This is a genomic window from Bacillus sp. RC242, from assembly GCF_044908245.1.
GTDB classification, from domain to species: domain Bacteria; phylum Bacillota; class Bacilli; order Bacillales; family Bacillaceae_G; genus Bacillus_A; species Bacillus_A mycoides.
Genome location: NZ_JBIYCZ010000005.1, coordinates 268,780 through 289,985, shown reverse-complemented (window position 1 = coordinate 289,985; position 21,206 = coordinate 268,780). Strand labels below are relative to the sequence as shown.

29 protein-coding genes are annotated in these 21,206 nt (G+C 34.0%); 22 read left to right on the top strand and 7 right to left on the bottom strand.

Translation table 11 applies throughout. The annotated features are described in order from the left end of the window. Positions 1-17 precede the first annotated feature (17 nt). The 10 genes from ABH957_RS12465 to ABH957_RS12420 all read left to right on the top strand — a co-directional run bounded on the left by ABH957_RS12465 (position 18) and on the right by ABH957_RS12420 (position 7,423). Positions 18-434 (top strand): GNAT family N-acetyltransferase, encoded by a 417-nt coding sequence (locus tag ABH957_RS12465; RefSeq protein ID WP_033734050.1) that lies wholly within the window; start codon positions 18-20, stop codon positions 432-434. A gap of 35 nt (positions 435-469) precedes the next feature. Then, the gene (locus tag ABH957_RS12460) at positions 470-874 is read left to right on the top strand and encodes a GNAT family N-acetyltransferase (protein ID WP_003189822.1); all 405 of its coding nucleotides are present in this window, start codon (positions 470-472) and stop codon (positions 872-874) included. 14 nt (positions 875-888) lie between these two features. Next, positions 889-1,242, top strand: coding sequence for an MmcQ/YjbR family DNA-binding protein (locus tag ABH957_RS12455; RefSeq protein ID WP_070143336.1), 354 nt, complete (start codon positions 889-891; stop codon positions 1,240-1,242). Positions 1,243-1,263: 21 nt separating this feature from the next. Next, complete coding sequence (locus tag ABH957_RS12450) at positions 1,264-1,974, top strand: class I SAM-dependent methyltransferase (protein ID WP_033734052.1); 711 nt, start codon at positions 1,264-1,266, stop codon at positions 1,972-1,974. Between the two features lie 81 nt (positions 1,975-2,055). Then, positions 2,056-2,442 (top strand): ribosomal maturation YjgA family protein, encoded by a 387-nt coding sequence (locus ABH957_RS12445; protein ID WP_404448781.1) that lies wholly within the window; start codon positions 2,056-2,058, stop codon positions 2,440-2,442. 21 nt (positions 2,443-2,463) lie between these two features. Beyond that, positions 2,464-2,982: a DNA topology modulation protein gene (locus ABH957_RS12440; protein ID WP_404453616.1), complete on the top strand. Its 519-nt coding sequence runs from the start codon at positions 2,464-2,466 to the stop codon at positions 2,980-2,982. A 32-nt stretch (positions 2,983-3,014) separates the two neighbouring features. Further along, positions 3,015-3,692, top strand: a complete 678-nt coding sequence (locus tag ABH957_RS12435) for a formylglycine-generating enzyme family protein (protein ID WP_033734055.1) — start codon at positions 3,015-3,017, stop codon at positions 3,690-3,692. 92 nt (positions 3,693-3,784) lie between these two features. After that, complete coding sequence (locus ABH957_RS12430; protein ID WP_340952557.1) at positions 3,785-4,981, top strand: macrolide family glycosyltransferase; 1,197 nt, start codon at positions 3,785-3,787, stop codon at positions 4,979-4,981. A 76-nt stretch (positions 4,982-5,057) separates the two neighbouring features. Continuing rightward, positions 5,058-5,618, top strand: a complete 561-nt coding sequence (locus ABH957_RS12425; RefSeq protein ID WP_340953931.1) for a phosphatase — start codon at positions 5,058-5,060, stop codon at positions 5,616-5,618. Between the two features lie 437 nt (positions 5,619-6,055). Continuing rightward, positions 6,056-7,423, top strand: coding sequence for a lytic polysaccharide monooxygenase (locus tag ABH957_RS12420; protein ID WP_404511338.1), 1,368 nt, complete (start codon positions 6,056-6,058; stop codon positions 7,421-7,423). A 212-nt stretch (positions 7,424-7,635) separates the two neighbouring features. Here the strand turns inward: ABH957_RS12420 and ABH957_RS12415 are convergent, their stop codons facing one another. The 3 genes from ABH957_RS12415 to ABH957_RS12405 all read right to left on the bottom strand — a co-directional run bounded on the left by ABH957_RS12415 (position 7,636) and on the right by ABH957_RS12405 (position 9,163). After that, positions 7,636-8,070 (bottom strand): GNAT family N-acetyltransferase, encoded by a 435-nt coding sequence (locus tag ABH957_RS12415; protein WP_404448788.1) that lies wholly within the window; start codon positions 8,068-8,070, stop codon positions 7,636-7,638. A gap of 105 nt (positions 8,071-8,175) precedes the next feature. Beyond that, on the bottom strand, positions 8,176-8,838 hold the full coding sequence (gene rpiA / locus ABH957_RS12410; RefSeq protein ID WP_098168322.1) for a ribose 5-phosphate isomerase A: 663 nt from the start codon (positions 8,836-8,838) through the stop codon (positions 8,176-8,178). Between the two features lie 4 nt (positions 8,839-8,842). Next, positions 8,843-9,163, bottom strand: coding sequence for a 2Fe-2S iron-sulfur cluster-binding protein (locus ABH957_RS12405; RefSeq protein WP_002147392.1), 321 nt, complete (start codon positions 9,161-9,163; stop codon positions 8,843-8,845). 143 nt (positions 9,164-9,306) lie between these two features. On the opposite strand from ABH957_RS12405, the gene ABH957_RS12400 reads away from it, so the two are divergent. Both ABH957_RS12400 and clpP read left to right on the top strand, forming a co-directional pair. Further along, positions 9,307-9,993: an RNA polymerase subunit sigma-70 gene (locus ABH957_RS12400; RefSeq protein ID WP_340952548.1), complete on the top strand. Its 687-nt coding sequence runs from the start codon at positions 9,307-9,309 to the stop codon at positions 9,991-9,993. Positions 9,994-10,013: 20 nt separating this feature from the next. Beyond that, a complete protein-coding gene (gene clpP / locus ABH957_RS12395) occupies positions 10,014-10,595 on the top strand; it encodes an ATP-dependent Clp endopeptidase proteolytic subunit ClpP (RefSeq protein ID WP_404448794.1) in 582 nt (193 codons plus the stop codon). Between the two features lie 46 nt (positions 10,596-10,641). Here clpP and ABH957_RS12390 read toward each other — a convergent pair whose 3' ends face one another. Beyond that, positions 10,642-11,499: a glycine betaine ABC transporter substrate-binding protein gene (locus ABH957_RS12390; protein WP_215583671.1), complete on the bottom strand. Its 858-nt coding sequence runs from the start codon at positions 11,497-11,499 to the stop codon at positions 10,642-10,644. A gap of 173 nt (positions 11,500-11,672) precedes the next feature. Between ABH957_RS12390 and ABH957_RS12385 the strand changes: the two genes are divergently transcribed. Together ABH957_RS12385 and ABH957_RS12380 are read left to right on the top strand one after the other, a co-directional pair. Further along, positions 11,673-12,878: a quaternary amine ABC transporter ATP-binding protein gene (locus ABH957_RS12385; RefSeq protein ID WP_000370622.1), complete on the top strand. Its 1,206-nt coding sequence runs from the start codon at positions 11,673-11,675 to the stop codon at positions 12,876-12,878. After that, positions 12,871-13,707, top strand: coding sequence for an ABC transporter permease (locus ABH957_RS12380; RefSeq protein ID WP_002127727.1), 837 nt, complete (start codon positions 12,871-12,873; stop codon positions 13,705-13,707). Before ABH957_RS12385 ends, ABH957_RS12380 begins: the two co-directional genes overlap by 8 nt. Before the next feature lie 47 nt (positions 13,708-13,754). Here ABH957_RS12380 and ABH957_RS12375 read toward each other — a convergent pair whose 3' ends face one another. Then, entirely contained in the window at positions 13,755-13,991 is a 237-nt protein-coding gene (locus ABH957_RS12375) for a hypothetical protein (protein ID WP_002110275.1), read from the bottom strand. A gap of 215 nt (positions 13,992-14,206) precedes the next feature. On the opposite strand from ABH957_RS12375, the gene ABH957_RS12370 reads away from it, so the two are divergent. From ABH957_RS12370 to ABH957_RS12350, 5 genes are all read left to right on the top strand, one after another. After that, entirely contained in the window at positions 14,207-14,380 is a 174-nt protein-coding gene (locus tag ABH957_RS12370) for a glycine zipper domain-containing protein (RefSeq protein ID WP_016095574.1), read from the top strand. Positions 14,381-14,484: 104 nt separating this feature from the next. Continuing rightward, positions 14,485-14,976, top strand: a complete 492-nt coding sequence (locus tag ABH957_RS12365; protein WP_404511376.1) for an HIT family protein — start codon at positions 14,485-14,487, stop codon at positions 14,974-14,976. Further along, positions 14,954-15,796: a PP2C family serine/threonine-protein phosphatase gene (locus ABH957_RS12360; RefSeq protein ID WP_404511336.1), complete on the top strand. Its 843-nt coding sequence runs from the start codon at positions 14,954-14,956 to the stop codon at positions 15,794-15,796. The genes ABH957_RS12365 and ABH957_RS12360 overlap by 23 nt, the downstream gene beginning before the upstream one ends. Positions 15,797-15,859: 63 nt before the next feature. Next, positions 15,860-16,177, top strand: a complete 318-nt coding sequence (locus ABH957_RS12355) for a DUF4181 domain-containing protein (protein WP_082180372.1) — start codon at positions 15,860-15,862, stop codon at positions 16,175-16,177. Between the two features lie 165 nt (positions 16,178-16,342). After that, on the top strand, positions 16,343-16,726 hold the full coding sequence (locus ABH957_RS12350; RefSeq protein WP_404453627.1) for a DUF4181 domain-containing protein: 384 nt from the start codon (positions 16,343-16,345) through the stop codon (positions 16,724-16,726). A 108-nt stretch (positions 16,727-16,834) separates the two neighbouring features. Here the strand turns inward: ABH957_RS12350 and ABH957_RS12345 are convergent, their stop codons facing one another. Then, positions 16,835-17,344, bottom strand: a complete 510-nt coding sequence (locus ABH957_RS12345; RefSeq protein WP_404453630.1) for a GrpB family protein — start codon at positions 17,342-17,344, stop codon at positions 16,835-16,837. 39 nt (positions 17,345-17,383) lie between these two features. Beyond that, a complete protein-coding gene (locus tag ABH957_RS12340; RefSeq protein WP_404453633.1) occupies positions 17,384-18,229 on the bottom strand; it encodes an oxidoreductase in 846 nt (281 codons plus the stop codon). Between the two features lie 135 nt (positions 18,230-18,364). On the opposite strand from ABH957_RS12340, the gene ABH957_RS12335 reads away from it, so the two are divergent. The 3 genes from ABH957_RS12335 to ABH957_RS12325 all read left to right on the top strand — a co-directional run bounded on the left by ABH957_RS12335 (position 18,365) and on the right by ABH957_RS12325 (position 21,165). After that, complete coding sequence (locus tag ABH957_RS12335) at positions 18,365-19,324, top strand: helix-turn-helix domain-containing protein (RefSeq protein ID WP_404511334.1); 960 nt, start codon at positions 18,365-18,367, stop codon at positions 19,322-19,324. Between the two features lie 123 nt (positions 19,325-19,447). Next, positions 19,448-20,644 (top strand): MFS transporter, encoded by a 1,197-nt coding sequence (locus ABH957_RS12330; RefSeq protein WP_404511332.1) that lies wholly within the window; start codon positions 19,448-19,450, stop codon positions 20,642-20,644. Between the two features lie 41 nt (positions 20,645-20,685). After that, a complete protein-coding gene (locus ABH957_RS12325) occupies positions 20,686-21,165 on the top strand; it encodes a DinB family protein (protein WP_002085139.1) in 480 nt (159 codons plus the stop codon). Positions 21,166-21,206: the final 41 nt, after the last annotated feature.

Here is a 21,206-nt window from a genome sequence, read left to right as displayed (position 1 = left end):
GAAAGGAAGCAATGTATATGAAACATATAGAGAACGGTACACGCACTGAAGGAGAATACATTAAAAATAAAGTAATTCAATATAATATGTCCATCTTAACAGATGAAGTAAAACAGCCGATGGAACAAGTAAGCTTTGTAGTGAAAGATGAGGAAGGGAAAATCTTTGGCGGCGTTACAGGAACGATGTATTTTTATCATCTTCATATCGATTTTTTATGGGTTGATGAATCGGTTCGTCATGATGGTTATGGAAGTCAACTGATACATAAAATCGAAGACATTGCGAAGGAAAAAGGATGTAGACTCATATTACTAGATTCATTTAGTTTCCAAGCACCAGAATTTTATAAAAAGCACGGCTACCGAGAGTATGGTGTCGTTGAAGATCACCCGAAAGGGCATAGTCAGCACTTTTTAGAAAAGAGATTATAATAATGTTATGTAAACTGTTTGACAGGAGAAAGAAAATGTACACGTATAAATTACAACATGAACAACCAATCTGTGCAGAGAAAATAAAGAAGCTTTATGATTCAGTCGGCTGGTGGCCGGAAAGAAAAGAAATTGATATTGAAAAAATGTTAAAGAATAGTATAGCAATTGGAGTATGGGAAGAAAATGAATTAATTGGATTTGCTAGAGTCGTTTCAGATGGTGTTTTTCGAGCGTACATAGAAGATGTTGTCGTACATGAAAGTGTAAGAAATAAAGGTATTGGAGAGAATATGCTTACAATATTACTGGAAGAGATATCTCATATTGATATTGTTAGTCTATTTTGCGGAGAGAAACTAATAAAGTTTTATGGTGAACAGCAATTTAAAGCGACGAAGCAAATTGTGATGCATCGTAATCAAATAGTGGAAGAATAAGAGGTGCCAGAAGAATGAATGCAACGAGAGAGTATTGTTTATCGAAAAGAAAAGCGACAGAAGATTCTCCGGATGGCTGGAGTGCAACATGTATGAGGCTCAATAATAAAATATTTGCGATAGTGAACCATGAAGAAGGTGAAAAAGCTGCAATTACATTAAAATGTGATCCAGAACTCGCATTAAGAATAAGAGAAGATTACCCAGAAACAATAATTCCTGGATATCATATGAACAAAAAGCATTGGAATACAGTGTACATACATAAAGATGTAGGACAAGAACAAATTAATAAGATGATAGATTGGTCGTATGATTTAGTACTGCAATCATTTTCAAAGAAAAAGCAGCAAGAGTTATTGGATTAATATGTATTAGGAGTGGATGTAATGAAAGACTCAATCAAAGATACGTATGATAAATTAGCGAGTACATATAAAGAAAATCTAGATTTGGCAAATCCATATAACAGTTATTATGAAAGACCAGCGATGATGGAGATTATTCCAAAGAAACTAGAAGGGAAGAGAATACTAGATGCTGGATGTGCAGCTGGATGGTATACTTCTCAATTCGTAGGAAGAGGAGCAAACGTTACAGCAATTGATGTAAGTTCTGAAATGGTAAAAGCCGCAAAGGAAAGTACAGGTGATAAAGCAACATTTCTTTGTCATGACCTTCAAGAAACATTACCATTTGAAGATAATTCTTTTGATATGATTGTAAGTTCGCTTACTCTTCATTACTTGCAAAATTGGAGTAATGTATTTCAAGAGTTTCATCGCGTCCTTAAACCAGGTGGTTTATTTGTGTATTCCGTTCATCACCCATTTATGGATTTTACAAAGTTTCCGTGTGAAGATTATTTTAAAACGCAATTGTTAGTAGATACTTGGCGGAAACCTAATATTACAATTGAAGTAAGTTTCTTTAGAAGGTCACTTCAAGATATTATAAATGAAACAACGAGTAATTTTGTATTAGAAGAGTTAGTCGAGCCGAAACCGATTGAAAAGATGAAGGAAGTAGATGAGAAATCATATTATTATTTAAACACTAACCCGCATTTCCTTATTATAAAAGCGAAGAATACAAAGTGAAACCGTATATAAATAGCTAGTAAAATGATTATATTTTACTAGCTATTTGCAGTTTTACATTATATATTAGGAGATTTTGAAATGAATACGAAACGAAATAGATTACTATATGCAATGTTTACTATAGTTGTTATTATTTTAGGCCTTAGTTCAAGAAAGTTTGCTTTTGCGTTACCTGATTTATTAAATGATTACTTAGGTGATGCTTTATGGGCGTTAATGATTTTCGTTGGATTCGGATTTTTGTTTCCTAAAATAGAAACGAAGAAATTAGCTTTTATTAGTTTGATATTTTGCTACGGGATTGAAATTAGTCAATTGTACCATGCGGAATGGATAGATAGCATTCGAGCAACGACTTTAGGTGGACTCGTATTAGGTTACGGATTTTTATGGAGTGATCTAGTTGCTTATACAATTGGTGTTGGGATTGGAATGTTTTGTGAGTTTATGCTACGGAAGAAATAAAAGATGTAAAAAGGGGTATTTATGAAAAAAATTATATTAATTGGTTCTGGTGGTTCAGGAAAATCCACATTAGCAAGGCAGTTAGGTAATAAGCTAAATATTAAGGTGCATCATCTTGATGCACTATTTTGGAAACCAAATTGGGAGGGTGTACCGAAAGAGGAGCAAAGAACGGTTCAAAATGAATTAGTTAAAGGGGAAAAGTGGATTATTGATGGGAATTATGGCGGGACAATGGACATAAGAATTAACGCAGCTGATACAATTATCTTTCTTGATATTCATAGAACAATTTGTGTTTATCGTGCTTTTAAAAGAATTGTGCAATATCGGAATAAAACAAGACCGGATATGGGGGCTGGATGTGAAGAAAGATTTGACTTGCAATTTTTCAAATGGATATGGGAATATCCTAAAACGAAACGACCTTCAATTTTAAAGGGGCTAAATCAATTGAGTAAGGATAAAGATGTTATTATTTTAAAATCTTCAAATGAAGTAAGACTATTTTTAGAGAAGCACGATACCATAAATAGTTAGATTATAAAAAGAAGTAACATGGGGGGATAGGATTGAATAGATTCATTGGCCCGGTTGACTCTAATATGGTGAAAATTCCAACAGGAAAAGTAGAATTAAGAGATGATCGAATAAAAAAAGAATGGCAAGTTCAAATAAAACCATTTCTTCTTGCAAAGTATGTTGTAACAGCGGAATTATATTACGCAATTACGAATCGTGCACTAAATGGTAATGAAAATGGTAATAAACCTGTTGTAAATATTTCATGGCATGATGCAATTGCTTTTTGTAATTTACTGTCTAAAATAGCAGGGTTTACAGAGTATTATTCTATACAAGATGATGGGAAAAAGGTTAGTTGTAACTTGCATTCAAATGGCTATCGATTACCGTCTGAGGCAGAGTGGCAATATGCATGTAAAGCAGGTACGACGGGATATACGTATGGGGAACTTCAGAAAATAGCGTGGTATAATGAAAATTCAAGTGGGCAAATTCATGACGTCGGTAAAAAAGAGCCGAATGCATGGGGACTTTATGATATGTTAGGGAACGTTTGGGAATGGTGCTATGATTTGTATGATGAAACAGTGTACGGGTCATACCGCATTTTTCGTGGTGGTAGTTGGGCTGAAGCAGCTAGAGGTTGCGGTGCCACTTGTCGCCGTCGTAGTCATCCTACGTTTCATATAGATGATCTCGGTTTTAGGCTTGCTAGGTCAATTTAGCAGGAAAATGATACATATAACACCGTAAAGAGTATGGAAAGTATCCATACTCTTTACAACATAGAAATTTTAAAATTTAAGGAGTGTTTTGAATGGCACGTGTTTTATTCATTAACGCTGGATCAGAAGGACATATAAATCCAACATTACATGTTGTAGAAGAACTGATTTCTCGCGGTGAAGAGGTAGTTTATTTTTCAATAGAGGCTTTCAGGGAGCGTATTGAGAAGACAGGTGCTACTGTACGAACGATTGATGATCAAAAATTTATACAAGCATTTCTTTCCGGTGGTCGGAATTATTTACAGGAAAGAATAAATGGTCTTTTACATACAGCAGATGTTATTATACCGAGTGTTCTAGAACAAATTGAAGGAGAACATTTTGATTATATTATTCATGATTCGATGTTTGGCTGTGGACGCTTAATTGCCCAAATTCTTAATCTTCCAGCCATAAATTCATGCACATCTTTTGCACAAGATGAAAAATCATTTAAACAAATGTTAGACCATCTTTCTAAAAATATCCCACTGGAATTTCAGGATAGAATACATAATGATTTTGAAAACTTAACTAATGGAATTACAGAAAAATATGGTGTTGATATAAACTCACCGTATGAAGTTTTCTGTAATCCAGCTTCACTTACTATTGTGTATACAATTAAGGAGTTCCAACCTTTTGGGGATACATTTAATGAAACATTCAAATTTGTGGGTCCATCTATCTCTACACAAGTGAAAAATGAAGGTTTTGATTACACTTCAATTGAAGAAAAAAGCCTGATTTACATTTCATTAGGTACTGTTTTTAATGAAGCGCTTGATTTTTATAAACTTTGTATGAAGGCGTTCGAGAATAGTAAGCATACAATTGTTATGTCTATTGGCAACAAAATGGAAATAAGTGATGTAGGTAATATCCCTAAAAACTTCATTGTGAAAAACTATGTACCACAAACTGAACTTCTCAAATATACGAAACTATTTATTACACACGGCGGTATGAACAGTACGCATGAAGGGATATATAACGGTGTTCCACTCGTTGTAATTCCGCAAAGTGCAGATCAGCCAGTAATCGCAAAGCAAGTGGAGAGTCTCGGGGCAGGAGTTAAATTGCAAATGCAAGGATTAACTGCGGATCAACTAAGTGAAAGTGTAGAAATAGTATTAAATAATCCGTCATGTAAAGAAGCTACTTTGAATTTGAAGGAGTCTCTCCGAAAATCAGGTGGGTATAAGCAAGCAGTTGATGAAATTTTTAAATTTACAGGCTGTTATTAAAACTATACATGTGAAAGGGTGTCTATATTAAATGATATAGACACTTTTATGTTATATGAAGCGAGGAATTGATGAAATGGAAAGAATGAAAATACTAGATGTAAATTTTGCTGACATGACAGCTACACCATTTTTTCAAGTGGAGGCGAAAAATAGAATTAGATTCGATATAGAATTATTTGAGGGTAATTTGAGAGGATTAAGAGGGATTTTGACTGAACTTTTTAAAAGTCCTGATGCAATTGATGTTTCATTTATTTCCGGTTACATAACATATGGTAAAAGTAAGAGAATAAATGAGAAAACAAAAATTGGAAGGTTCATGAAGATTAAGAATTGGGCAGAAACGAAAGTAGACGTTGATGATCTTGAAAGTACAATCATATTTACTACGATTAAAGGTGTACATGAAGATGAAGTATATAAGTATTGCAAGTATGTCGTTAATGGTGGTCAGCAAGCGTATATTTCTTTTTATAACGATACTTATTTATTGTATATAAGTACAGACGTTATTGACATTGTTTCACCAGATACAAGTTTAATAGAAAAGTTAAAACTTCAATACAGTGAAGAATATGATAAGTTTTATGAAACTATATTGACGGATTCGGAAATGTTTACAAGTGATAAGTAATTTCAAAGTATTGATAGAAAGATATATGGAAAATGGAGATGGCACGTTGTTTTAAAATAATGTGATCTCACATTGCCATGCGTTTTAAGTTAACGATGAAGGGTTCAAGACGACTTGGTGCAATTCATCCATATATATACCTAAAATTTTTCATTACAAGTACTACAATTTCTATTGCTCACTTTTACTTTATAAATTTAGGATGTAGTTTTACGTGTTAGTAGTAATTTCACTGTTTCTGCACAACTTCTGCACACATTTAGGTGATTTCTATGTCATGATATATTCAGTAAGTGAAATATATCACAAGAAATGAAATGTTTCTTTACGACGGTGTATGCATATTTACGTATACACGAAATAAGGTTGACTCTTGTTATTCTTTTACATCAAAGCCCACATTACACTACGAAGTATAACAAGAAGGGGACAGGAACATGAATAATCGATTTTTAAAACAACTACAAAACTTGAAAATGAACAAAAAAAGTATAGGAGCTGTTGCATTAACAGCTGGAATTATCGGCACGACACTTATTCCTCAAAATGCATACGCGCACGGCTTTGTTGAAAAGCCTGGTAGCCGTTCCGCTTTATGTAGTCCAACTTATGGTGCTCTAAATGTAAACTGCGGAAGTGTTATGTATGAACCACAAAGTTTAGAAGCTCCAAAAGGATTCCCACAAGGTGGCCCAGTTGATGGGCAAATCGCTTCTGCAGGTGGCAAATTTGGCGGTATTTTAGATCAACAAGCAGCGGATCGTTGGTTTAAAAATACAATCACTGGTGGGGAAAATACATTTACTTGGAAGTATACAGCGCCTCACTTAACAAGCAAATGGCATTACTATATTACAAAAAAAGGATGGAATCCAAATAAAGCACTAACAAGAGCAGACTTTGAGCCGATTGGCACTGTACAACATGATGGTTCTGCAGCTTCAAATAATTTAACTCACAAAATCAATGTACCTACTGACCGTAGTGGATATCATGTGATTTTAGCAGTATGGGATATAGCTGATACAGTAAATGCATTCTATAATGTAATTGATGTTAACCTCATCAACGATGTGAAACCAGACACAGAAGCTCCAAGTATTCCAAATGGACTTCAGACGCAAAAAGTAACAGCAAATAGTATAGAACTAACATGGAACACTTCTACGGATAATGTAGGGGTGAAAGGATATCAAGTTTTCCGTAACGGAGAGATGATTGACACTGTACTAGGCACTCATTTTATTAATAAACAATTAAAACCAAGTACAGAATACACTTATACTGTAAAAGCAATTGACGCGGCTGGCAATGTATCGAAAGAAAGTACAGCGCTTACAGTGAAAACGACAGTTGAGGCTCCTGATACAGAAGCACCAACACAACCAAAAGGATTACATAGCATGGGAACAACAGCGTCAAGTGTGGATCTAATGTGGAGTCCATCTGATGATAACGTTGGTGTAGACTATTACGATATTTATAGAGAAATAGAAGGAACAATGAAAAAAATTGCAACATCCAATACGACTTCTTATATGGATAAAAATTTACTCGCTAATACTACTTATAAATATGCAGTGAAAGCAGTGGATGTAGTTGGAAATGAATCCGTACAAAGTGATACGTTCACAATTACTACAAAAACTGAAAGCGCTTCATATGAAGCGTGGAATGCAAAGAAAGCATATAAAAAGGGAGATAGAGTTTTACACGAGGGAAAAGTGTATGAGGCAGTCCAGAATTATGAAGGACATGGGGATCCAAACTGGATTTTTGCTTTATCCTTATGGAAAACAGTGTAAGCTTTACCTCAAAATGAAATGAAAGATGATGGGCTTTGATACAAAAAAAGGAAGCTTGAGAATTAACTTTTCTGCTTATAAAAAAGACGACGTATTCAGCGTCGTCTTTTTGTATTAATCTAGAATATTCATCAAAGAGACTTTCAAACGAATACGCTACAGAAAGGTTACTATACGAATACATAATGTAGAATCATATAGTAACCTTTCTATTATGATAACACTTTCGTCATAAGAATATGTGGAATTCCATCTTCCATAAATAGGTCGGAAGAAGTTTGATAGCCTAATTTTTCATAAAACCCTTCAGCTTGTGTTTGACCGTGTAGTTTAACTTTGTTTGCTTCTTTGTTACGAGCAATCTCTTCTAACTTTTGAATGATTACTTTGCCTAATCCGTATTTGCGATAGTCTTTTAAAATACAAATTCTTTCTAGTTTACCCATTCCGTCAACGAATCGTATACGGCCAGTTCCTACAGGAAGTTCATTATAATAAACTAATATATGTTTGCATGCCTCGCCAATTTGGTCATATGTATCGAATTCATCTTCAAGTGGGACACCTTGTTCTTTTACGAATACTTCTTTTCGAATGTGAAAGGCAGTTTCTAAATCTGTAAGTTCTGTTATAAGTTTGGATTGCAAATTGTTCAGCCCTTTCTAGTGTGATATGAATGTGTTTTCATAGTATATCATAATGTAATACTATAAAAGAAAAAACTGACTTGCAAAAGTCAGCCTTTAAAATGCTTAATATTCTTTTATACCGTTTTTTGTTCCGATGATCGCTTTGCTCGTCATATTGATAAATAATCCTGTTTCAACTACACCGGTAATCATCTTTAACTCTGTATGTGTATCATTTGGATTCAATATTTTGTTTGGAAAAATACAATCAATAATTAAATTGCCGTTATCAGTTATAAATGGTCCGCCATCTTTCATACGTAAACGTGTTTCGCATCCTAAAGATTGAATTCTCTTTTCAGTTTGCTTCCAAGAGAAGGGGATGATTTCAATAGGAAGTGGAAAGGTACCTAAATGTGAAACGAGTTTGGATTCATCTGCAATAATTATAAGCTTTTCAGAGGAGGTAGCGACAATTTTTTCGCGAAGTAATGCACCACCGCCACCTTTTATTAATTGTAAATCATTATTGATTTCATCTGCACCATCGATTGTAAGATCGAGTATGTCGATTTCATTTAAAGAGATTAAAGGAATAGCTAGTTGTTTAGCTAATACTTCAGTTTCTTTTGACGTTGGTACAGCTTGAATGGATAAACCTTCTTGCACACGTTCACCTAACTTTTGTATTGTCCAATATACAGTTGAACCCGTACCAAGTCCAACCTTCATTCCATCTTTTACAAAGCCAGCAGCATATTCACCGGCTAGCTGTTTTAAATTCATCCTTTTACTCCGCCGGACGTGGTCCAGCATCTAAACCGGAACTTTCAACTGTAAGTATTGGGCGCACAGTAATATCTTTATGTACACGCATTTGGCACGATAATCGTAAGTGGTCTTCAATTCCTTTTTCCGTAATAGCTTGTTTTTCATCATTTGTAGCTTCACAAAAATCACCTGCAATGACTTCAACTCTACAAGTTGTACATCTTGCTTTACCACCGCAACGATGAAGAATGTGTACACCGTTATCTTCAAGTGCTAATACTAATTTTGTCCCTTCTTCAACATCAAAAGTTCCGGTACCTTCAACTGTTAATTTTGGCAAATTGATTCCTCCTCATGTAAAATGCTATATAACATATTTATGACCCGTATTCATGAACATAAACATAAAATTAATTATAAGCCCCGTAACTTTTTTCTTTGTTCAATCGTTTAATAAGTAAGCGCTGAAAAGGAGTGGTTATTTTGTGCACAAAAGTAACTCCAGTTTTAAAGGATCATATCGATATGAATCATTCAAATATAAATTTTTTAATTGAACATTATGCAGAGGTAAAAAGATACTGTACGTTTTTGACAAAAAACAAATGGGATGGGGAAGACCTTGCCCAAGAAGCAATTTGCAAAGTTCTTCAAAAGTATAGTGAGAAGGAAATTTGTATAACGCTTCTGTATAAAATTGCTCGAAATCAATGGTTAGATCAAATGAAATCAAAATCCGTTCAAGAAAAGTTAGAACAGCAAAATACATTTGAAGAACCACATGGGAAAATTGCAGATTTGCATGAAATGGTAGGGAAAGTATTGTCTTCGTTAAATGTGCAACAATCTGTAATTTTATTATTGAAGGATGTTTTTCAGTATAGTATCGCGGATATTGCTAAAGTATGTTCGGTATCAGAAGGTGCAGTGAAAGCATCGTTATTTAGGAGTAGAAATAGGCTGAAAACTGTAAGTGAAGAAGGCATTGAAATAGTGGAGTACACGGATGATATTGAAATCGTTGTAACTTCTATTCGTGAAGAAAGACCTGAATTGTTGACGAAACTGCTCCCAACAATAGACTTTACTAAGTTACCATCAATACAACCGGTGTTATTATTCAGTATGAAAAAACCTTCTTCTTACAGTTGTATGCTTAGTGCGGCATAAAATAGATGGAGGGATTTAATATGAATACAATTCCTTACGTAGTAGAACAAACGAAATTAGGAGAACGCTCCTATGATATATATTCAAGATTATTAAAAGACCGAATTATTATGATTGGTTCAGAAATTAACGATCAAGTTGCAAGCAGTGTAGTAGCACAATTATTATTTTTAGAAGCGGAAGATGCAGGAAAAGATATATTCCTGTATATCAATAGTCCAGGCGGTTCAACGACAGCGGGATTTGCAATATTAGATACGATGAACCTTATTAAACCAGATGTGCAAACACTTTGTATGGGCTTTGCGGCATCATTTGGTGCGCTTTTACTATTAGCTGGCGCAAAGGGAAAAAGATTTGCGCTACCTAACAGTGAAATCATGATTCATCAACCGCTCGGCGGTGTAAAAGGGCAAGCAACAGAGATTGAAATTACAGCAAAAAGAATATTAAAGTTAAAACATGATATTAACAAAATCATATCTGATCGAACAGGGCAACCAGTAGAAAAGGTAGCTCATGATACAGAAAGAGATTATTTTATGACGGCAGTAGAAGCGAAGGAATATGGAATTGTTGATGCAGTTATTGAGAAAAAATAACATGAAACAGGCTAGAGAATATGATAAATTCCCTAGCCTGTTTTTGTCATTCTTTTACCCATTCATCAACTAAAGCTTGATTTTTTTTAATCCATTTTCGCGCGGCTTCTTCCGGATCTTTCGTTTTATTTAGCATGACCATTAAAGTACCTAGTTGTTCATCGTTCATTTTCCATTGATCAAAGTATTTCACAATATCCGGATGATCTTTTTCGAAACCTTTGCGAACGGAGTAATAAATGTCATCTTTTTCACCATATACTTTCTTAGGGTCTTTTAAATATTTTAAGTCAAATTCTGAAAAGCCCCAATGCGGATTCCAAAGCGTAACAGCGATTGGTTTCTTTTTCGTATATGCCTTCTTGAGTTCGCTCATCATCGCAGCTTCTGAAGATTGGACAAGTTTTAATTTTATATCATATGCCTTCATTGCTTTATTCGTTAAATTCATTAGGCTACTACCAGGTTCAATCCCAACAATTTTATTATCTAGCTCATCTTTATGTGCATTTAAATCTTCAATACTGTTAACGTTTTTCACATAAGAAGGGACGACTAAACCAAGCCCGGTACCTTCATACCATTTTGATTTTAAGACGAAGTCATCTTTGTAACGGGCATTTAATGGTTTATCCGTAACAGGAAGCCATACTTCTAGATTCGCATCAACATCACCACGTGCGACGCCAGTCCATATCGCAGCTTTTTCTAAATACATGAGTTCAACTTTATAGCCTTTTTCTTCTAATAAAACTTTCCACATATTTGCGGTTGCGATATTTTCTTTCCAACTTGTTACACCAAGTTTAATTTTTCCTTTCGAATTTGCATTTGTTGCATTACAAGAAGTGAAAATCATACTAATAAATAGTAACAGACTTATAATCCATATTTTTTTTCGCATTCAAAACCTCCTGTGAAGCTTTTGCTTTTCATAAATTAATCTATAAGTGAACCTTCTTATTATGAACGGAAACAAGAATTTTTAAAGAAATCTTATATATGTCATTTTTATGTAATATTTCTCTGTAAAATCGCAACACTATGTAAATAGATGGGTAGAAAAGGAGTAGTGACATGGATAATACAAAGGTACGTGTTGAAAATGTAACAAAAGTTTTTGGGAAACATCCGCAACGAGCGCTTACCTTATTAAAAGAAGGAAAAAGCAAATCGGAAATTTTAAAGGAGACAGGAATGAACGTTGGTGTGAAAAAGGCAACGTTTGAAGTATACACTGGAGAAATTTTCGTTATTATGGGTTTGTCTGGTAGTGGGAAATCTACATTGGTTCGAATGCTAAATCAATTAATTAAACCGACAGCGGGGCATATATACATAGATGGTGAAGATATCGCGACGATGGGAAAAGAAGAGTTGCGAAGAGTAAGAAGAACGAAGATGAGCATGGTGTTTCAAAAGTTCGCTTTATTTCCGCACCGTACAGTGATACAAAACGTTGCGTACGGGTTAGAAATTCAAGGAGTTCCAGTAGAGGAAAGAGAAAATAAGGCGTTAGAATCGCTACAGTTAGTAGGGCTAGATCATCATAAAGATAATTACCCAAGCCAACTTAGTGGTGGTATGCAGCAGCGTGTTGGAATCGCAAGGGCACTAACGAATAATCCAGATGTATTACTAATGGACGAGTCATTTAGTGCATTAGATCCACTAATTCGAAAAGAAATGCAAGATGAATTGTTAGAGTTACAAGATAAAATGGAAAAAACAATTATATTTATTACACATGATTTAGATGAAGCTCTTCGAATTGGTGATCGTATCGCATTAATGAAAGATGGAGAAATTGTCCAAATTGGAACACCGGAAGAAATTATGATGAGTCCTGCCAATGAATTTGTAGAGAAATTCGTGGCGGACGTGAATTTAGGAAAAGTAATTACGGCGGAATCTATATTGAAACGACCGGAGACTTTATTAATTGATCGTGGACCACGTGTAGCACTTCAAATTATGAGGAATGCAGGTGTTTCTACGGTATATGTTGTAAACAAAAAGTATGAATTTCTAGGTATATTAACTGCGGATGATGCAAGTAAAGCGGTACAAAAACAATGGCCAATTGCTGATTTATTACTTAACGATATCCCGCACGTGTATTTAGATACATTACTGGAAGAAACGTATGCAAAAATGGCGGAGATGAAATATCCATTACCGGTAATTGATGAAAAGAAAAGGTTAAGAGGAATTATTAAACGTGAAAGTGTCATTCAAGCTCTTGCAGGAAACATCGAGGAAGAGGTGAAAGACGATGAATAATATTCCGCGCATTCCATTAGGCGAATGGGTTGATTCATTTGTTGCAAGTTTATATGAGCACTTTGAAGGCTTGTTCCGAGGATTCTCCTATATTATCGGTGGATTCGTTGATTTACTCACTAATTTTTTAACAATAATACCAGCCATAGTGATGATTATCATCTTATGTTTCCTCATTTGGTACACAACGAGGAAATTATCTTTAGTCATTTTTACGCTCATCGGATTATTATTTATTTTAAATATTAACTACTGGGCACAAACGATGCAAACATTAGCGCTCGTACTTACGTCAGTTATTATTTCAATTATTATCGGAATTCCCATTGGCATTTTAGCATCTCAAAATGAACGTTTCTCAAAATTTTTAAAGCCGACATTAGATTTTATGCAAACAATGCCGGCATTCGTCTATCTCATTCCCGCGATAACATTTTTTGGAGTAGGCGTCGTACCAGGCATTATTGCTTCCGTTATTTTTGCTATGCCACCGACAATCAGATTTACAGACTTAGGAATTAGACAAGTTCCAGAAGATTTAATTGAAGCTGCGAATGCATTTGGCTCTACCGCATCACAAAAATTATTTAAAGTACAATTACCGCTCGCAACCGGAACGATCATGGCTGGCGTGAATCAAAGTATTATGCTTTCGTTATCAATGGTTGTAACAGCTTCACTTGTAGGAGCGCCAGGACTTGGCGTCGATGTGTATCGCTCTGTAACACAAGTAAATATCGGAATGGGATTTGAAGCTGGACTAGCTATCGTCGTGATTGCGATTATATTAGATCGAATTACGCAAGGGTTTTATACAAAAAGAAAATAATTCAAAAAACACACTTTATACTACAAAGTGTGTTTTTTGAATTCGAATTACATCCGAACAATAACAGAACCTCCAGCTGGTGCACAAACTTGGTTTTGCTGTTGTTCCATTGATTTAATTAAATGATTATTTTCTTCGATTAATGAGATTAATTTAGCTAATTGGCTTTCAAGGCTTGCGATGCGCTGCATCATGTATTGCGAATCATAATGCAGTGTATTCCTTACTGGATGGGGGGAGTAAGCATATTGTTGATTTATATTTGGATTCCAATGAGGATACATTTGAATCGTTCCTCCTTCAATAAATTACTGATCTTTCTTATAGTAAATGCCTATGTATATGTAATGGTGACTTGAAAATTCTTTCAAACGAAGAGGATTATGTAGGGGGAATGGAAAAGTAATAAAGTACATTTTTTGGAAATTTTTAAGCGGAATAGTAAATATATTAGGAAACAGCAACGTTCATGTAAATAGATATTATATAGGGAGAAATGATGAGAGGAGATGCAATTTTGTCTAAACATAAAAAAAGAAATGATGCTATGACAATTGGTGTCGCTATAGGTGTTGTAATCGGTGTAATTCCTGGTGTATTTACTGATAATATAGCAATCGGAATAGCGATTGGGATTGCAGTTGGAATGGGGATTACGCTTTTGAAGAAATAATGAGTTGTAAATTATTTTAATGTGAAAATTCTCATTTAAAGAGATTGAATTTTCGGAATATAAAACCTATTTCTCCTTTTTTTATGATATTATATATGCAAAGGATGGTGATGAATATGCCAATAAACAATCAAGCAGAACAAAACTGCTTCATTTGTGAAAAACATAAAGGGAATATTACAGTTCCGGGTGGAGCTATTTACGAAGATGAACTCGTTTACGTTGGACATGTCCATTGGGATGCAGAAGAAATATATCTTGGTTATGTAATGATAGATATAAAAAGACATGTACCTGGTCTCGCTGAATTAACTGAAAATGAGGCAAAAGCATTCGGACTTATAACAAGTAGAATAAGTAAAGCGTTAAAAGAAAGCGAAGGTGCAGAACATATTTACACTTTCGTTTCAGGAAATGGTGTACCGCATATGCATATGCACATTATACCGCGTTATCCAAATACACCAAAAGAGTTTTGGTCACCGACTGAAGTAGCAAATTGGACTGGTGCACCCTATGGAGATTCAGAGAAAATAAAAAAACTATGCGAAAGAATACGAAAGTATATGGTGAATGAGTATGCATACAACAAATAATACACAATATTCATGGGTTGGAAGTAGAGAAATGTGTTTAGACGAAGTTTCAGTCAAGCAATATGGTGATATCGTACTTGGTAAATACGGCGGAAATATAAGTGCCGGAGCAAAAAAGAATGAAGACGGTGCATTAGTTTGGTCGAATGGTGATTGGGAATTCACCGTTATATTAGACGGACATAATAGTGCAGAAAGTGTTGATTTAGTAGTAAGTACGATTCAAGCAGAATATGAAAATATAAAAGTAATTATGAATGAACCGATTGAAACAGTATTTCGATCTGTTGAAAATCATATACTTACAATTTTTCAATCCTCCTCATTTAAAGAAAAGTGCAAAAGAGTAAAAGGTGAAACAGCTTGCTTAATATGTGTAAGAAAAGAAAATTACATATGGTGGCTATCTATTGGTGATTGCCTAGTTTATGTATTTCATGATGAATTACATAAATTAGGACAATATACATTAAACCAACGTCAATTTTATGAATGGATTGGTAATGTAAACACGTTTGATTTACCCGTTCCATGCTATTCTTCAGGAATTCGTGAACTACGTACTGGAAAGAATCGAATTGTAATGGTGACAGATGGGATATTAGAATGCGGGGAACGCCGTTATGAAACGCCATTAAACCTATACAGTGATATGAATAAAAATAATATAGATCTTAAAGAAAATGTTCACAATATTTTAGAACACGTTCATCATCAATTAGGACGAGATAGTGCGACCATTATTAGTTGGGATTATGAAAATGATGCATATGCTACGTATCCGAGTGATCAGCCGGAGAAAATTAAAGTTAAAAAATAAAAAGGAGAGGGTTTTCTGTCAGTTACAAAAATATCCTTATTAATTTTATGGGTGCTATCTTTATTGGTTTTTGAAAGAATAGCGAGAAGACAGTTAAATATACCGAAACAAAAAGGATGGAATAACCAATATGTGAATGATACACATAAATGGGGAAATAGAATTATTATTTCCTCTTATATAGTTGTTATTGCTATAAGCACTTTTCTTCCAAATCGTATATTTATGGGCTATGTACCTCTTTTGTTTTTTATTACGTTATATGGATTTCAATCATATATGGAGTGGAAGTATGATAAGGAATCGCGTGAGTTTTTGATTTCATTATTAGGAGTTGTAGCATTAATAATAACAGGGTTCATACTATATTTCTTCCTTTAATATAGTATAAATTTAAAGTAAGAGGGAGAGAAGAAATGAAAAGACCTTTCTTACGTGCAGAAGCGATCATTTTTAATGAAGATCATTCAAGAATACTCGTTCAATAACCGTTAATATAGTCCACTTTATTTTAAACAATTCAATGAAGTAATAGGAGGAATGATATTGAGAACCTATACATTTTGGATTATAATTTTTGTTTTTTGTATAGCGGGCTACTTTTTGGATCGATTTTTAAGAAAAAAATTGAATATGCCAAAGAGCGGATTTTGGGGATATAAGAAACATGTAAATAGTTTACATAAAAAATTGGAAATAGGACTACTTTTTATTTATTTAATAACTAGCTTTATATTTATCTTTAAATTCGAACGTGTAAATATTGCTTATGTCATTTTTACTTATTTAGGGGGGACGATAATCTTAAGAGCATTGATGGAATGGAAGTATGATAGAGAATCGAAAGAATATATATTTTCGATAATTGGGATATTCACGTTTATTTTTATGACTTCAATACTATTTTACTTCTTTCCATCTGCTGCATAATAAAATGATTTTTGAAGGTATAAATAATGAAATAACTAATTAATAAGAAACCATTTATCTATACATGAATGGTTTCTTATTATGTGTACGAAGTTCGGTCTTCGCAATTTAATCATTTATTTTAGTCAAGATGGATTTAATGAAATTTGTTTTATCCTCTGCATATTTATGCTTATCATTTGGGTTAGCTTTTGAAAGTTGAATCTTTAACTGTTCATACTGCATACGAGAGGTTTTATTGTCTATTAAGTAATCTCTGAATTTTAATTGTTCTATTAAATATGGATTCCCTTGTTCATACATATGAATTTGATGGGTTCTTGGCTCACCTTTATTGAAATAATACCTTTCTGGTAATACATCTTTTCTATATTTATAATTTAATTGTTCTAGGTTTGTAATACATTTTAGACCACTTTTGGAATCTCTTAATTCCATCGCAATATCAATAATAGGTTTTGCGCTTAAATGCGGGATGGAAGTACTTCCAATATGGTGTATCGCTAAAATATATTTTCCAATGTGTTCCTCAATTAATTGTTTTTCTTTTGAAAACTCAAATTCCCACTCTTCGGACCACGGAACTAAAAACACTTTACCATAGGGTAAACCTAGCATTTAATTAGCACCCCTTACATATTTTTTAAATAAAGTTACTTACATTTTCTTAAAGCTCCTCAATACAAGAAACTCCCACAATCTCCAAGGAAGAACCTTCTTCGCAAAGATCATAAATTTTACACCTTTCCCAATTGGGTATCGTAATGTAGTACGCCTTGCTTCAGCAATTTCTACGATTTTATTTGCAACATCCATCGGATTACCAAGTGTATCGTTGCCATTGTTTATGTGCTTTTGTATTTTATCCATATATTCTTTGTAAGGAGAGGTTGTATCAGATTGGTTTTCAGCTAATTGTTTACCAACTTCCCATATGTTCGTGTTATAAGAACCAGGTTCAAGTAAGGCAACGTCTATTCCGAAAGGCTTTACTTCTAAGCGAAGGGATTCACTCCAGCCTTCTAATGCATACTTTGAAGAAACGTAAGGGGATAAACCAGGGAATCCTACTTGCCCGCTAATACTGCTTATATTAATGATTTTTCCGCTTTTCTGCTTTCTCATATATGGTAAGACAAGTTGCGTGATGGATATAGCTCCAAAAAGATTTGTTTCAAATTGTTTTCGGTATTCCTCCACTGGGATTTCTTCGATAAAGCCCCCATTTGCATATCCTGCATTATTTATGAGAATGTCTATTCTGTTTATTTCGTTTAAAAATAATTGGAAGTTATGTATAGAACTTTGATCTGTTACATCTAATTGTTGAACTTTTATATTTTGTTGTAAGTGGAGTTTAGTAGCTTGAGATATTAAGTCTACTTGTTTTTCAAGATTTCGCATTGTAGCAATGACAAAATAGTCTTTTTTCGCAAGTTCAAGTGTCGTTAAAAGTCCGAATCCACTTGATGCCCCTGTAATAATCGCGATTTTTTTATTCATTGTTCGCTCGCTTTCTTTTTCTTTTATCATAACGAGTTATGGGAATAAAATCTATTTATTGTATAAAGATATTTGTTATAATTGAAAATAATTATCAATTAAATTTTAGTTTTATATAAAAGGAGTGTGGATTTCATGAAGACTAACGGTTTTCATGATATTTTTCATAAATACTTTCATGGTTTACAAGTTGTAGAGGAAAAACATATGAATATGCCCAAAACAATAGGTATGGGTGAAATACGAAGATGGACTTCATTTTCAGGTATGGAAATTGTGTTATCAAATTATCAATTTCATAATAACCATCGCATTCAGTTTGCATCGGACGCAGCAATGGTGGAGCTTAATTTTTGTTTACAAGGGTTCGGAGAAGTGCAAGTTGGTCATTCTTCGTATGAATTAATGACTGGAAATAGCTATTTATATTTTATGAATGATTTTGATGTAGTATTTGAATATGAAAAAGAAACGCCTCTATATTCATTAGCGATTGGGATTCCTGTACAATTGTTTAATCATTTCATGATGAATAATGCTATTGAAAAAAGTCTTGATTTTCATTCTATATTAGGAAATCAATCTTTTAAAAAGTTTCAAAATCCAATTGATTCTATAACATCTAATCTTATTAAGAGAATGATAGAGCATCCCCAAAAGGATCGTATTAGTCAACTAGAATTAGAAAGTAAAGCGCTCGAATTGCTTTCTATACATTTGGGGAGAGTGTTGCTTAATGATTGTGACGCAAATAAAAGGAGTCAATTATCAAAACAGGATTTGAATAAAATAAAACAGGCTGAAGAAATTTTACTTCAACGAATGGAATCACCCCCATCATTATTAGAATTAGCTAAAATAGTAGAGTTAAATGATTATAAATTAAAAATTGGGTTTAAAGAATTATTTGGGATGTCCACATTTGCATATTTACGAGAAAAGCGTATGGAACATGCGATAGATTTACTGCGTTCGGGAAATAGTAATGTGACCGAAACGGCATTTGCAGTTGGATACAATAATGTCAGTCATTTTTCAGAGTTATTTCGTAAAAAGTATGGAATGAATCCATCAGAACTTTTACGTATTTATTAACGTAAAACAGGAATAATCCGCTATACCGTAAATTCCTCCGTCATTTGGTAGTTGCTTTTTGTAATGGTCATTATAATTACAAACAACATCCAATTGGAAATAACTTTTTATGGAGGAATTTAAATGAAAGAACGGAATGAAAGTCATTTTTGGATATTTGTATTAACAGGAATGTTTCTTATTATAACAACGACGGGTTTTGCACGTATGGCATATGGAATTATATTGCCGTTTATGCAGGAAGGACTCCATTTATCTACAGCTCAAGCAGGTATGTTAGGAACTATACTCTTTTTAGGGTATTTATTAACAGTCGGAACATCTGGAATACTTACTATCCGTTTTGGAGCAAAATCAGTTTTATTAATAGGGAGTTGGCTCGTCGTTATAAGTTTAATAGGATTAGCATTTGTCTCCTCATTTTGGATAGCCTCTATTTGTATGTTATGTGCTGGAGCTGGTAGTGCCCTTGTATATACACCACTCATGTCAATAACAGTAGGATGTTTTCCAGAAAAAAGAGGAACTGCAATGGGGCTGTTATTAAGCGGTGCTGGCATAGGCATGCTATTTAGTGGAATAATTGTTCCTTATATAGTACGTACATTTCCAGAGTATAGTTGGCGTGGTTCATGGCTTTTGTTTGGCGTTATTACATGTATTGTTGTATTCGTTGCCTCAATTGTTTTGAAAAATCCAGAAGTTACTGAAGATGAGGGGGAAAGGAATAATAAGTCGTTTTTATGGAAAACGAAAGAGTTATACATCATTGCATGGATGTATTTTATTGTGGGCGTTGTTTATTTAATTCCAAATTTATATCAAACTAGTTTTATGATTAATAATGGTATTTCGGCATCAATTTCGGGAACTGTTTATGCGATTGCAGGAATGTTTTCAATTGTAGGAGCTCCTGTCTGGGGAGTGATTTCGGATCGGATTGGTATAAAGAAGACGTTATGTATTGCACTTTTATTAGCTGTAATAGGTGATATGATTCCAATTATATTTGGACATACCATTGGCTTTATCATGTCGGCAATTATTTGGGGTTCCAGCCTCGGAGGTATCCTTTTATTAATTCAAGTTGCTGCTTCAAAGCAAGTATCTCCGAAATATGTCTCAATGGCAATTAGTTTTATATCCGTTTTCTATGCAGTTGGTCAAATGTTTGGACCAGGACTTGCAGGATGGATTATCGGGGAAAGTGGATATACAACAGCTTATGGATTAGGTGCTTTCGGTTTCTTTATGTGCATATGTTTGGGATTAAGGCTAAAAAGAGGGGATCTGGCAAACTCAGCGTATATAGAGAAGTGAGTATTGTCTTGAAATGAATCTTTTTAATGGGGGGAAGCAAAGTGTTCCATGTTAAAGACGTATTAGCAGATCAGTTATTAGCAAATGCGAATGATCCCAGTTGGTATATTCCATTTTCAGATGCAGTTAAGGATTTATCTGAGAGAGAAGCTTTCTGGAAACCGAATGAAGAGTGTAATAGTATAGCTGAAATTGTACAACATTTACTGTATTGGAATACGACGTGGCAAACTAGGTACAAAGAATCAAATGTTAATGCTGTGCCCGCTATTGGTGATAATAACAAAAGTTTTATGCTTTCAGATAATCAAACATTTGAAGAGTTAAGAGAAAAACTATTAGAGAAACTGTTACAATGGCAAAGTCTCATAAATGAAGACAAGGTTGAAAGTGATGTAATTGGATTTCCTGTATCTGCGAAGTGGTGGGAAGTATTAGCTAATGTAACGACTCATAACGCGTATCACATTGGTCAAATTATTTACATTCGGAAATTACAGAAGAGTTTTGATAATGAATAAGATAATAATTCTCAAATTAGGTGAACAAAAGTGGACAAAAC